Origin of the sequence: Streptosporangium sp. NPDC049046 (assembly GCF_040649155.1) — a bacterium.
Lineage (GTDB): Bacteria > Actinomycetota > Actinomycetes > Streptosporangiales > Streptosporangiaceae > Streptosporangium.
The window spans coordinates 345360-358559 of record NZ_JBEZEZ010000006.1 but is presented as its reverse complement, the minus strand read 5'-3'; the positions used below and the strand labels follow the sequence as shown (position 1 = coordinate 358559).

At 71.1% G+C, this 13200-nt stretch carries 9 protein-coding genes; 5 read left to right on the top strand and 4 right to left on the bottom strand.

What is annotated here, in order from left to right; all coding sequences use genetic code 11:
* Window positions 1-250: 250 nt before the first annotated feature.
* The 5 genes from AB0B96_RS11325 to AB0B96_RS11305 all read left to right on the top strand — a co-directional run bounded on the left by AB0B96_RS11325 (window position 251) and on the right by AB0B96_RS11305 (window position 7959).
* Window positions 251-811 (top strand): hypothetical protein, encoded by a 561-nt coding sequence (locus AB0B96_RS11325; protein ID WP_362897768.1) that lies wholly within the window; start codon window positions 251-253, stop codon window positions 809-811.
* 172 nt (window positions 812-983) lie between these two features.
* Complete coding sequence (locus AB0B96_RS11320; protein ID WP_362897766.1) at window positions 984-2705, top strand: HAD-IIB family hydrolase; 1722 nt, start codon at window positions 984-986, stop codon at window positions 2703-2705.
* Between the two features lie 409 nt (window positions 2706-3114).
* Complete coding sequence (locus tag AB0B96_RS11315) at window positions 3115-3420, top strand: hypothetical protein (RefSeq protein WP_362897764.1); 306 nt, start codon at window positions 3115-3117, stop codon at window positions 3418-3420.
* Between the two features lie 322 nt (window positions 3421-3742).
* Window positions 3743-5629: a propionyl-CoA synthetase gene (locus AB0B96_RS11310; protein ID WP_362897762.1), complete on the top strand. Its 1887-nt coding sequence runs from the start codon at window positions 3743-3745 to the stop codon at window positions 5627-5629.
* 89 nt (window positions 5630-5718) lie between these two features.
* Complete coding sequence (locus tag AB0B96_RS11305) at window positions 5719-7959, top strand: protein kinase (RefSeq protein WP_362897760.1); 2241 nt, start codon at window positions 5719-5721, stop codon at window positions 7957-7959.
* A 76-nt stretch (window positions 7960-8035) separates the two neighbouring features.
* Here AB0B96_RS11305 and AB0B96_RS11300 read toward each other — a convergent pair whose 3' ends face one another.
* The 4 genes from AB0B96_RS11300 to AB0B96_RS11285 form a co-directional block, all read right to left on the bottom strand.
* On the bottom strand, window positions 8036-9196 hold the full coding sequence (locus AB0B96_RS11300) for a DUF418 domain-containing protein (RefSeq protein ID WP_362897758.1): 1161 nt from the start codon (window positions 9194-9196) through the stop codon (window positions 8036-8038).
* Window positions 9197-9463: 267 nt separating this feature from the next.
* Window positions 9464-10519, bottom strand: coding sequence for a BadF/BadG/BcrA/BcrD ATPase family protein (locus AB0B96_RS11295; protein WP_362897756.1), 1056 nt, complete (start codon window positions 10517-10519; stop codon window positions 9464-9466).
* Between the two features lie 5 nt (window positions 10520-10524).
* Entirely contained in the window at window positions 10525-11412 is an 888-nt protein-coding gene (locus AB0B96_RS11290; RefSeq protein WP_362897754.1) for an alpha/beta hydrolase, read from the bottom strand.
* 177 nt (window positions 11413-11589) lie between these two features.
* A complete protein-coding gene (locus tag AB0B96_RS11285) occupies window positions 11590-12984 on the bottom strand; it encodes an FAD-dependent oxidoreductase (protein ID WP_350948728.1) in 1395 nt (464 codons plus the stop codon).
* Window positions 12985-13200 lie beyond the last annotated feature (216 nt).

Sequence of the window (13200 nt, the reverse complement as noted above, 5' to 3'; positions counted from 1 at the left end):
AGGTCAACGCCGACCTCGCCCTGCGCACCCCCGTCGACGTCACCGCCGGCGAGTACAACTCCACCCTCACGCTCTCGCTGTTCAACCAGTCCTGAACCAACGGCGGAGGCAGGACGCCACCGCCCGCTGTGCGTGTCCGGGACGTGTGCGAACCTGGCGTACGTCCCGGATGTTCACGATGAGACATTCGCGCTTCGGTGGCGGGCACCCGCCGTGCCCCGCCGCCACCCCCGGAAGGGAATCACGACCCGTGAACAAGGCCCTCAGATACGCCGCGGCCATCATGCTGGCCGGGCTCGGGCTGCTGCTCGGCGCCCCGGCCGCCTCCGCCGCACCCAAGTCACCCCTCAAGCTGGAGGTCGTCGGAGACGGCGGCCGCAACGTCAACGTGCTGGTCACCTGGAAGAAGGACAGCCGCCCGGTCACCGAGATCGTCGCGGCGACCCTGCTCGCGACGGCACCCGACGGCCGTACCTTCGGCCCGATCCCGCTGAAGTCGGCGCCCGAGGGACAGAACCTCTACAACGCGGCAGAACCGCTCCCTGTGGGTGAGTGGAAGGTCGCCGTGACCGTCACCAAGCCCGCCAAGGTCAGCAAGTCGGCGAGCGTGAAGGTACAGGACATCGTGCTTCCCCCGGACATCCAGCCGGCGTCCAGCACGGAGCTGGCCCAGCGCGCCCAGCTGGCCCAGCGTGCCCAGGAGAGCTCGTCGGACGACCTGTTCCTCCAGATCGGCGTCATCGCCGCCGCCGCGCTGGCCGCCATCGGGGTCATGTTCGTTCTCGTACGCCGCAGGAACGTTTCCGGCTGACCCTGCGTGGCCCGAGGGTCTGAGAGTCGAGGACAGCGCGCGTCGGGAACGTTCCGGCGGCGGGCCGGAGGATGCCCCGCCCGGCCCCCGGCCCGCCGCCGGAACGTTTCCGGCCTGAGAAGTCCCGGCCCACGTCCCGTTTCCCCCGCCGACGCGGGGTAGTCGACCCGGCATGCGCTATCACGTTCTGGCCTGTGACTACGACGAGACGCTGGCCACCGAGGGCCGCGTCGACGACGACACCCTGGACGCCCTCGAACGCCTCGCACGCTCGGGGCGGCGACTGGTCATGGTGACCGGCCGGCAGGTCGACTCCCTCACCCGGGACTTCCCGCGACTCGACCTGTTCGACCTGGTCGTCGCCGAGAACGGAGCCGTGCTCCACAACCCGGAGGAGCAGGAGAGCTCGCCCCTCGCGGAGGCACCGCCCGAGACCCTCGTCGAACGCCTGCGCGAGCTGGACGTGGAGCCGCTCAGTGTCGGCTCGGCGATCGTGGCCACCACGGAACCGCACGCAGAGACCGTTCTCGACGCCATCCGCGAACTCGGCCTGGAGATGCAGGTCATCTTCAACAAGGGCGCGGTGATGGTGCTGCCCTCGGGGATCAACAAGGCCACCGGCCTGACCGCCGCCCTGGCGGAGCTGGAGATGTCGGCGCACAGCACGATCGGCGTGGGCGACGCCGAGAACGACCACGCGTTCCTCGCCGCCTGCGAGTGCGCGGTGGCGGTGGCCAACGCGCTGCCCGCCGTCAAGGAACGGTGTGACCTGGTGACCGAGGGAGAGCACGGAGCCGGGGTCGTCGAGCTGATCGACCGGATCCTGGAGAACGACCTGGCCGACGTGGACGTGACACGCCACCATCTGCTGCTGGGCACCGACGACGCCGGAGAGGTGCGGTTCTCGCCGTACGGCATGCGCGTGATGGTCGCCGGCCCCTCGCACAGCGGCAAGTCCACCGTCACCGCCGCGCTGCTGGAACGGATCGCCAAGGCCGGCTACCAGTTTTGCCTGGTCGACCCGGAGGGCGACTACACCGAGGGGATCGAGGGCGCGGCCGTGCTCGGCGACGTCCAGCGCGCGCCCACCCAGGAGGAGATCCTCCAGGTGCTGGGCGACCCCGGCCAGAGCGTCGTGGTCAACCTGCTGGGCATCCCCCTCGACGACCGGCCCGGCTTCTTCCAGGACTTCCTGCCCCGCCTGCTGGCACTGCCGGCCGACTCCGGGCACCCGCACTGGCTGGTGGTCGACGAGGCCCACCACCTGATGCCCGACGGGTTCAAGCTGCGCTCGGTTGAGCTGCTGCGCGAGGTGGGCGGGCTCCTGCTGGTCACCGTGCACCCCGAGGCGGTGAGCGAGGCGGTCGTCCAGACCCTCAACACCGTCGTCACGGTCGGGGACGAGCCCGGGGGCGTCCTGGGCGCGTTCGCCGCCGCCACCGGCAACGACGCTCCCGACCGCGACCTCCCCGACTTGCCGACCGGGGAACTGCTGTTCTGGAGGCTCGGCGAGGAGCCGGTCAAGGTGCGGCTCGCCCCGCCCGAGGAGGAACGCCAGAGGCACCGCCGCAAGTACGCGGCCGGCGAACTCGGCGAGGACGCCAGCTTCTACTTCCGCGGCCCCGAGGGGGCGCTGAACCTGCGAGCGGGCAACCTGATCACGTTCTGCCGCATCGCCGACGGCGTCGACGAGGACACCTGGAACCACCACCTGCGCCAGGGGGACTACTCGCGCTGGCTCGCCGACTGCGTCAAGGACGAGGACCTCTCGGCCGAGGTGGCCGAAGTCGAGCAGGATCCCGGCGACTCCGTCGACGAGGCCAGGAAACGAGTGCGCGAGCTCATCGAGGCCCGCTACACCGCCCCCGCGGAACCGAGCGGGATCACCTCCTGACCCTCCGGCCGATCCGTGACGGTGCCGGACGGCGTGACCCCGCCCGACACCGTCACGGACATCCCACGGCCACCACCGCTGACACGCGTTGCGAACTCCGCGGTGCTGGCCTGCACTAAGGCGGACGCCCTTTTCTTGTCGGCTTCCACCTTCTCCAGGCTTCCGTAATGCTCCTTCGGGCGAACCGCACCGGGGTCGCTGGAGACTTTGATGCACTCCGACGCGATTCAATGTTCGTACGGCCGCAAATTACATGCCCCGCCATGAAGAATGTAAATTACATTCCCTATCACGAAGAAACCGCATGACAGGCCAGGTTCTGGCGATCGAGTGGTCAATGCCGTCTTTACCTTGGTCCGTTCGAAATTTATCCTCGGTCGATCCAATGATCCGGTCCTGTAGGAGAATCATGCGAAAAGGTACTCGGCTCCGCCGGCTCGGTCTCGTCTCAGCGGTGGTGGCGGCCGGCCTGGCGACCGCGCCCGTGGCCGCGCACGCCGACGGCTACGACACTCCCCGCAGCGCCACCGTCGTGGGGGCGGGAAACACCTACGCGGAGGGGTTGGCGGCGGCCCAGCAGCGGGCACGGGCGGCCGTCCTCGCGGTCGGCCACGACTGCACCCCCGGGACCTATTCCGCCATGTTGACCTATATGTCCCCGGGCGGCGGCACGTGGGTCTTCCAGGTCACTCACCAGGCGGTGTGCGTCGACTGATCAAGCTCGGCCTCGGCCACGGGAGAGTACACGGAGGGCTCACCACTCTCGGCATCACGGTCGTGGCGTTCGCGCCCTGGGAGATCCCCGGGCGAGATGGGTCGATCCGGCACCCGAGCGGGCGACCACCACCTGTGCCGACTTCCTACGTTCCCAAGCCGAGGCCATGCCTGTATGTGACTTCACCGAGACCGTCACCCTTGATGGACGGCGTCAGTACGTCCGGATCAAAAGTCCGCGGATCCGCCGGTAACCGTTCTTCACGTGTGAAGGTCGGAGAGGGGCCTCGACCTGGCAGTCCGGGAAAGAGCATGATGGCTGGATGTCGTACGCTGACGCCTTCGCCCGCAGCATCGCCGATCCCGAGGACTTCTGGGCCGAGGCCGCCGAGGCCGTCACCTGGAGCAGGCCGCCGCGCGAGGTCCTGGACGCCGGGGCGCCGCCCTTCTACCGGTGGTTTCCCGACGGGGAGCTCAACACCTGCCACAACGCGCTGGACCGGCACGTCGAGGCCGGGCACGGTGACCGGGTCGCGCTGATCTACGACAGCCCGGTGACGGGCACCGGCAGGCGTTACACGTACGCCGAACTGCGCGACGAGGTCGCGAGGTTCGCCGGGGTGCTGCGCTCGCTCGGGGTGGAGCAGGGCGACCGGGTGGTGGTCTACCTGCCGATGGTGCCCGAGGCGGTGATCGCGATGCTGGCGTGCGCGCGGCTGGGGGCGGTGCACTCGGTGGTGTTCGGCGGGTTCGCGCCCAAGGAACTGGCGGCCAGGATCGACGACGCGCGGCCCAAGGTGGTCGTGTCGGCCTCCTGCGGGATCGAACCCTCGCGCGTGGTGCCGTACAAGCCGATGCTCGACGCCGCGCTCGACCTGGCCGGGCACCGGCCCGCGCACTGCGTGATCCTCCAGCGCGAGCAGTCCCCCGCCGAGCTGGTGGAGGGGCGGGACGTCGACTGGGCGAGCGCGAAGGCCGACCCGGCCGAATGTGTGCCGGTGCGCGCGACCGACCCGCTCTACATCCTCTACACCAGCGGCACCACCGGCCTGCCGAAGGGCGTCGTGCGCGACAACGGCGGGCACGCGACGGCGCTGCTGTGGAGCATGGCCAACGTCTACGACATCGCGCCGGGCGAGGTGTTCTGGGCGGCCTCCGACGTCGGCTGGGTCGTCGGGCACTCCTACATCGTGTACGGGCCGCTGCTGCGCGGCGCCACGACCGTGCTGTACGAGGGCAAGCCGGTCGGCACCCCCGACGCGGGCGCGTTCTGGCGGGTGATCGCCGAGCACCGGGTGAACGCGCTGTTCACCGCGCCGACCGCGTTCCGTGCCATCAGGAGGGCCGACCCGCAGGCGGCCCTGCTCGACGGGTACGACATCTCGTCGCTGCGGACGCTGTTCCTCGCCGGTGAGCGTCTGGACCCCGACACCTACCACTGGGCGGCGGACAGGCTTGGCGTGCCGGTCGTCGACCACTGGTGGCAGACCGAGACCGGCTGGCCCGTCGCCGCCAACCTGCGCGGGCTGGAGCCCATGCCGGTCAAGCCGGGCTCCCCCACCGTGCCCGTCCCCGGATACGACGTGCGCGTGCTGCGCGCCTCGGGCGAGGAGTGCGCCCCCGGCGAGGAGGGCGCGATCTGCATCCGGCTACCGCTCCCGCCGGGCACGCTCCCCACGCTCTGGCAGGACGACGAGCGCTACGTGCGGTCCTACCTCACGGCCTTCCCCGGCTACTACCTGACCGGCGACGGCGGCCACCTCGACGAGGACGGCTACCTGTTCGTGATGGGCCGCACCGACGACGTGATCAACGTGGCCGGGCACCGGCTGTCGACCGGGTCCATGGAGGCGGTGCTGGCCGCGCATCCGGCGGTGGCCGAGTGCGCGGTCATCGGGGTCGCCGACGAGCTGAAGGGGCAGGTGCCGCGCGGCTTCGTGGTGCTGAAGAGCGGGACGGAGATCGACCCCGAGACCCTGCGGGCCGAGCTGGTCCTCGCCGTTCGCGAGCAGGTGGGCGCCGTGGCCGCCTTCAGGCAGGTGGACGTGGTCCCTGCCCTGCCGAAGACCCGGTCGGGAAAGATCCTGCGCAAGACCATGCGCGGGATCGCGGAGGGCTCCGACGAGCCCGTTCCCTCGACCATCGAGGACGCGACGGTGCTGGACGCGCTGCGCCCCGTCATCGGACGCCGCACCACGGCGGACGGGTAGGTCCCGGAGGGCCAACGCTCGGCATCATCACGGTCACAATCCGTTCCCTTTTACGGCTTATCGCACCGTGTCATCGTTAAGGTTTCAGCGTGGCGCATGAAGCGGGCATGCTGGTCGCCGGGCGATATCGGCTGATGAACGTGCTGGGCCGCGGCGGGATGGGCACGGTGTGGCGGGCACGGGACGAGAGCCTGGAGCGCCAGGTAGCGATCAAGGAGCTCATCCTCCCCGACTACCTGGACGTTGCCGCACGTGAGACCCTCTACCGGCGGATGGGGCGCGAGGCCCGCGCCGCGGCTCAGCTGAAACATCCGGCGATCATCACCGTCCACGACCACGTCGTCGAGGCCGACGGCCGCCCCTGGATCGTGACAGAGATCATCGACGGGCCCTCCCTCGACGAGTTGCTGAGAACCCAGGGGCGCCTGCCGCCCCGGCGGGTGGCGGCGATCGGCGCGCAGATCCTCGCGGCACTGCGGGTCGCGCACGCCGCCGGGATCACCCACCGCGACATCAAGCCCGCGAACGTCCTGCTCGAAGGTGAGCGGGTCGTGCTGACCGACTTCGGGATCGCCGCCGTCGAGGGAGACGTCACCCTCACCGGCGCCGGCGTCACCCTGGGCACCCCCGCCTTCATCTCCCCCGAGCAGATCAACGGCCACCCCGCCACCGCCGCGTCGGACCTGTGGTCGCTGGGCGCCACCCTGTACGCCGCGGTCGAGGGCCGCCGGCCGTTCGCCGGTACGACGCATGGATCGATCTACGTCTCGATCGCCACCCGGCCATTCGCCCCGCTCGTACACGCCGGTCCTCTCGCCCCCCTCCTGGAGGGACTGCTGCGCAAGGAACCCGCCCTCCGCCTCACCGGAGCCCAGGCCGCCGCCGTCCTCGCCGAGATCGCCGCCACGCCGGGCCCCGGGGAATCCTCCACCGGGCCGGATCCGGACGAGGGCGACACCCGGATCGCCGATCGGCCCGCTCCCGGCACATCGGCTCCTTCGCCGCCGACCGAGCCGTACACCGCGGCACACCAGGAGACCCGAAAGGCCCAGGAGACCCAGGAGGCACGCCCCGACACCCTGCGGTTCACCGCCGTGTCGCCCACGGCGCCACCCGCTGTGTCACCCGCTGTGTCGCCTGCGCTGTCCCCCTCGGCCCTGCCGCCCGCTCCCCTGTCGTCCACCGCCCCGGTCACCTCACCCGCGCTCGCGTCCGTATCCGAGGCCGCCCCCGAGGCCGCTTCCGCGTCCGAGGTCGCGGCTGCGGAGAGCGCGGCGCGTCCCCCTCGGCGCCGGCTCCTCCCGGTGGTCGCCGTGGCCGGGGCGCTCCTCGCCACGGCCGCCGTCGTGGCCTACCTGCTCTGGCCCGCGACGGGTCCCAGGAAGGTGACCGCTCTCGCACAGCTCAGAGGGCACACGGAAACGGTGAACACGGTGGCGTTCAGCCCGGACGGCGAGACGCTGGCCGCCGGCGGCGGTGACGGCGCGGTGATCCTGTGGGACGCGCGGACCCGGCGACCGATCGGCGAACCGATGAAGGGCCACACCAGGGCGGTGGACTCGATCGCGTTCAGCCCGGACGGCAGGCTCCTGGCCGGTGGCGGCAACAACGGCGAGGGGACCGAACCCGGCGACCACACGGTGATCCTGTGGGATGTGGCGACCCGCCGGCAGGTCGGCGACCCCCTCACCGGCCACACCAACTGGGTACGGTCGGTCGCCTTCAGTCCCGACGGGAAGATCCTCGCCACCGCGAGTGCTGACGCGACGGTGATCCTGTGGGATACGACGACCTGGCAGCCGATCCGCGACCCTCTCACCGGCCACGGCGACTGGGTGCAGTCGGCCGTCTTCAGTCCCGACGGCAAGATCCTCGCCACCGCGAGCGACGACGCGACGGTGATCCTGTGGGACACGACGACCTGGCAGCAGATCGGAGCCCCCCTCACCGGTCACACGGGGCCGGTGTGGCCGGTCGCCTTCAGCCCCGACGGCACAACCCTCGTCAGCGGCGGCAGTGACAAGACGGCGATCGTGTGGGACCTCGCGACCCGCCGTCCGGTCGGAGACCCCCTCCCACATCCTGGCGAGATCCACGCTCTCGCGTTCAGCCCGGACGGCGACATCCTCGCCGTCGGCACCGGCCCCGTCATCCGGCTGTGGAACACGCGGACCTGGCGACCGGCCGGCGATCCGCTCACCGGTCACACCGGGTCGGTGTGGTCGGTCGCCTTCGGCCCCGACGGCAGGTCTCTCGCCACCGCGAGTGACGACAGGACGGTGATCCTGTGGGACACGTCCTCACCGGTCGGAGCCGCGGCTTTTCCGTGACCGTGGCTCGTCGGAGCGGGCGTGCTCGTCATCGCGGCGGCGGGAGCGGGGGGCGGGGGTAATCCGTGGAAACCCCCTACTGTCTTGTCGGGGTTTCTTGAGCCTTGCCGGATCTCCCGGCAAGCCCCTGCGGCGCCAGGTACGCCCACTGCCAGAGAGTCTCGACGGGACCCCGCTCGAAGCGCCGCAGCCAGAGCGTGGACAGCGTCATGAAGAGCGCGCAGACTCCCGCCCAGGCCGCCACGACCCACCACGGCCGCAGGCCGTCGAGCGTCGCGGCCAGGCCGAGCCCCCAGCCGTAGCAGAGCGCCGAGGCGACCAGGTTCTGGAAGATGTAGGAGCTCAGGGCCGTACGACCGACGTTGGTCAGCCCTCGTCTCAACATGCCGGGGGCACCGCTCGCCCGCCGCGCGAGGGTGGCGACGAGACCGAGCAGCCCCAGCGCCACCAGCGGGGGCAGCAGGTACCGGTCCACCAGGAACCAGCCCGGACCGGCGAACGCGGTGGCCAGGTTCAGCGGCAGGCCCACGGCGAGTCCGCCGACCATGAGCCTCCGGCGCAGTGCCGCGCCCCGCTCCGAGTCCTCGAACACCCCGGCGCGCATCAACTGGGAGCCGAGCAGGAACAGCACGATGCCCATCGGAACGATGAGGAGGATCTCCAGCCGGTAGAGGACGATCATCTCGATCCGGGCGGCGACCTGCTGCGGGTAGGTGCCGTCGGTGAAGAGCGTGGACGACTCCGCCCCGGTGTCCAGGCTCGCCGAGCTGGTGCCGACGGTGAGCAACCCGATCAGCGCGGCGAACACCGACCCGACGGTGATCATCCACACCCTGATCACGCGGTCGCTCCTGCCGATCAGGTACGCCACGATGATCGAGGTCAGCGCGTAGCCCATGAGCACGTCGAACTCGAAGATCAGCAGGTAGTGGATCAGACCTTCGACGAACAACAACCCGGCCCGCCACAGATACCAGCCGGGCCACGGTACGCCACGGCGTGCGGCCGAACGGTACTGGAGTTCGAGCCCGACCCCGAAGAGCAGGGTGAGCAGTGCGAGGAACTTGCCGTTGGTGAGGAAGCGGAGGAAGGTCTCCACGGTTCCCGGCTGCCCCAGCGCCCCGATGATGTCGGCAGGACCGCCGGGATCGGTGAAGATCCAGATGTTCGTGCCCAGGGTGCCGGCGATGGCGATGCCTCTGAGCAGGTCGAGCACTTCGATACGACGACTTGTCACTCCTTCACGATCCCGTCCCGCGGGCCCGCGGACATCGTCTCGCAGACCCATTCGGGACGTACATCGATGTATGTACCGTGCCCGGATTCCGGTCCATGAGGTCCGTGCTCCCCACCCGGTCCCCGCGGCCGGTACGGTCGGCCCCGTGCTCGGCGCGTGCGCGATCGCCCCGGAGTGATCACACGCCGCACCGGATGCCGTCTCCGGCCCGCGGCACCCGTGGAGAACGGGGCCGGTCCGCCCGGGCAGCCGACCCGGCGGCTCCCGTCAGTCGCCGGAGACGACGCGGGCGTGCAGCCGGACGGCGGTCGCGGGGTCCCAGCCGAACGCCTCCCGGCCGGCCAGCCACGCCGCCGCCCCCGCGCCGTCGCCCGCCAGGACCGCCGAGGGCCCCAGCCTCTCCCGTACGGCGGAGGCGATCGGCCCCTCGCTGGTCAGCACGCTCCCGGCCAGCACGATCGGGCTCGTCTCGCCCGCCCGGCGGACCTCTGCGACCGTCTCGCAGAGCAGCCGGGCCGCGCCGGACACGATCGTGAGGGCGGCCGGGTCGCCCTCGGTCGCCGCCCGGCTGACGAGCGGGGCGAGCCTGGCCAGTTCCAGCGGGGGCCGCGACTGCGCGCGGACCACCAGCCTGATCGCGAGCGCCCTCAGCTCCTCCACCGTGCCCGAGACGGGCGCGCCCGAGGCGAGCGCCCCAGACTCCACCGCACCCGCCTTCACCGTGCCCGAGGCGGGCGTGCCCGAGTCCACCGTGTTCGAAAAAAGCGGCTCGCCCTCCAGCAGGGCGCCCATGACCAGGCCGGTGAGCCTGCCGCCCGCGTCGCCCCTGCTGAGGGCGTGGACGGCGGCGGACGCCGCCTTCCTGCCCAGCCAGAACCCCGAGCCCGCGTCGCCCAGCAGCCAGCCGAGCCCGTCGGCGATCATCACCGGCTCGCCGTCCTCGATCCTGGCGGCGATCGCCCCGGTACCGGCGATGAGGGCGGTGCCGCGCGGTTCCGCCGTCCCCGCGGCGAAGGCGATGCCCAGGTCGCCGGTGAGCCGGGGCGGGACGCGCAGACCGGCGGCGGCCCACATGGGGTCGAAGACCAGGCGGTCCAACGCCCCGCCACCCGCCAGCCCGATGACCGCCCCGCTCACCAGGCCCGGGTCGATCCCGCGCAGCGCGAGCCCCAGCGCCCGGCCGATGTTGGCCACCGCGGCGGCGTTGCCGTGGGCCGCGGGGTTGCCGCCCGGCGCCCTGCCGTACCCGGCCCGCCGTCCCGAGGCGTCGAGCAGCAGCGCCCGCGAGGAGGTCCCGCCGACGTCCAGCCCGAGGACGTACATCGCGCTCAGAGATGCTCGCCGAAGAACGCGGTGACGGCCTCGACCGCCCGGGTGACGTGCGGCTCGGTGTCGTAGAGGTCGATGTGCAGCCTCGCGTCCAGCCAGACGATCCGCTTGGGGTCGTCCATCCGCCGGTACGCCTCCTCGGCGCCCTCGGGTGAGCAGAAGCGGTCGACCAGGCCGTGCACGATCAGACCGGGCTTGGGCGAGAGGAAGTCGGCGCCCATCATGTTGTCCACAGTGATCAACTCGCGGATGGAGGCCCGGGTGACCTCGTTGCGCCAGTGCTCCGAGGCCCCCCTGGAGGTGCCGTAGTAGGCGAACGGCTCGTCGCCCGGCATCGCCGCCTCCCCCTCCTCGGCCACCGCGGGGAGATACTCCACCTCAGCACCCCCGTCCTGGCGCTCCAACACCTCCGTGAACGAGGCCAGCGCCTCCTGGTATCCCGAGGGGGACATTCCGGCGCGCATGCCGTAGGGGTTGTTGTAGGCCCCCGCGACGCCCGCGAACGCCTTCACCCGGGGGTCGAAGGCGGCGAACCTGAGCGCGTAGCCCCCGCCGAGGCAGATCCCGAGCGCGCCGATCCTGTCGCCGTCCACCTCCGGGCGCGAGCGCAGCAGCGAGACCGCGGCCCGCAGGTCCTCCAGCTTGCCCTGGGGGTCCTCGTGGTTGCGTGGCTGTCCGCCCGACTCCCCCCAGTTGCGGTGGTCGAAGGCGAGCGTCGCGTATCCCGCGCCGGTGAGCCGGGCGGCGTACAGGCCGGTGACCTGGTCGCGGGTGCCGGTGAACGGGCCCGTGAGGACCACGCCGGGGTGCGGGCCCGGCCCCGCCGGGATCCGCAGGTCGCCGAAGAGGGTGATCCCTCCGGCGGTGAACTTCACCTTTTCCGACATGCTCCAAGTCTGTACGGTCCGCGCCGCGGAAGCCAACGAGCCCCCCGCCGCCCCCGCACACCCGCGGACCTCCGCTGTCTCCACACCCCCGGGTGTCTCCGGGCCGGCCCGTTCCCGCTCGTCCGGCCTGAGCCGGAAGCGGGAACGGGGACGGGACTTACCAGGATCTTCCGGGCCTCAGGAGTCGAATCCGAGCCCCATCCGATCCAGGGTGCGCAGCCAGAGGTTGCGGCGGCCCTGGTGCAGGTCGGCCTGGGCGATCGACCAGCGGGTCATCTGGATCCCGGCCGAGCGGACCGGCTCGGGCGGGAACGGGACGGGCTTCTCCTTGACCATCCTGAGCTCGGTCCGCTCGGTCCGCTCTCCGGCGAGCAGGTCGAGCATGACGTTCGCCCCGAACCGGGTCGCGCCGACACCCATGCCGGTGTATCCGGCGGCGTAGGCGAGGCGCCCGCCGTGCGACTGGCCGTAGAAGGCGCTGAAGCGGCTGCAGGTGTCGATGACCCCGCCCCACCTGTGGGTGAAGCGCAGCCCGGACAACTGGGGGAACGTGGTGGAGAAGTGTTCGGCCAGCTTGACGAAGGTCTCGTCGCGCTGGTCGTACTCGGGCTTGATCATGCCGCCGTTGTAGTAGACCGCGTCGTAACCGCCCCAGAGGATCCGGTTGTCCTCGGTCAGCCGGTAGTAGTGGAACTGGTTGGCCGCGTCGCCGACCCCCTGCCGGTTGTGCCAGCCCACCGAGGCCAGCTGGTCGGCCGAGAGCGGCTCGGTCATCAGGGCGTAGTCGTAGACCGGCACCAGGAAGTGCTTCAGCCGCCGCAGCAGCGGCTGGAACACGCCGGTGCCGAGCGCGACCCTGCGCGCCCTCACACTGCCATGCGGGGTGATCAGGTCCAGGCTGGTCGGGGTGTCCCTCATCGTCCGTACCGGCGTGCGCTCGTAGATGCGCACGCCCAGCGAGAGGCAGGCCTGCCGGAGCCCCCAGGCCAGCCGGGCGGGGTCGAGCATGGCGCAGCCGTCGCGCTCCCAGTGGCCGCCGATGTACGTGGGCGAGTTCACCTCCGCCCGGACCTGTTCGGTGTCGAGGACGTCGAAGCGGACGCCCAGGTCGCGGGCGATGCCGAGGTTGCGGTTCATCTCCTCCAGCTGCCACGGCTCGGTGGCCACGTGCAGCTCGCCGGTACGCTCGTAGCCGCAGTCGATGCCGTATGCGGCGACCGCCTCGCCGATCTCGTCGAGGTTGTCGACGCCGAGGCGTTCGAGCGTGTCGATCTCCTCGGGCCAGCGCTCCAGCCCGTTGGCGATGCCGTGGGTCAGCGTGGCCATCGCGAAGCCGCCGTTGCGACCGGACGCCGCCCAGCCGATCCTGCGCCCCTCAAGGAGGACGACGTCGAGCGACGGGTCGCGTTCCTTCGCCATCAGGGCGGTCCAGAGCCCCGAGAAGCCTCCGCCGACCACCGCCAGATCGGCGCCGGTCTCGCCGAAGAGCCGCGCCTGCGGCTCGGGTTTCGCCGGACTGTCGAGCCAGTACGGCTTGCGCTCCGCGTCAGCAAGAGCCTTCAGCGGATCCACAAATCTCACTTCCCTACGTGAGTCAGGTTGTCTTTGTGTGTATCGCGTGGTCGTGGAGATCACGCGCGGGTTCCCCCCGCCTGAGTCCGATCTCGCCTCCCTGTTCTGTGCCGGGAATCTGTACTCTGCCGGATTCTGCCTCTGCCGGATCCTGGTCTTTACCGGATTTCGCTCTCCTGCGGGACATTGTCCGCCGGAGTCCTCGTCACTGGTGAT

Coding starts and splice junctions, on each gene's coding strand:
- AB0B96_RS11320 (WP_362897766.1), top strand. CDS start 984: ATGCGCTATCACGTTCTGGCCTGTGACTACGACGAGACGCTGGCCACC.
- AB0B96_RS11315 (WP_362897764.1), top strand. CDS start 3,115: ATGCGAAAAGGTACTCGGCTCCGCCGGCTCGGTCTCGTCTCAGCGGTG.
- AB0B96_RS11310 (WP_362897762.1), top strand. CDS start 3,743: ATGTCGTACGCTGACGCCTTCGCCCGCAGCATCGCCGATCCCGAGGAC.
- AB0B96_RS11295 (WP_362897756.1), bottom strand. CDS start 10,519: ATGTACGTCCTCGGGCTGGACGTCGGCGGGACCTCCTCGCGGGCGCTG.
- AB0B96_RS11290 (WP_362897754.1), bottom strand. CDS start 11,412: ATGTCGGAAAAGGTGAAGTTCACCGCCGGAGGGATCACCCTCTTCGGC.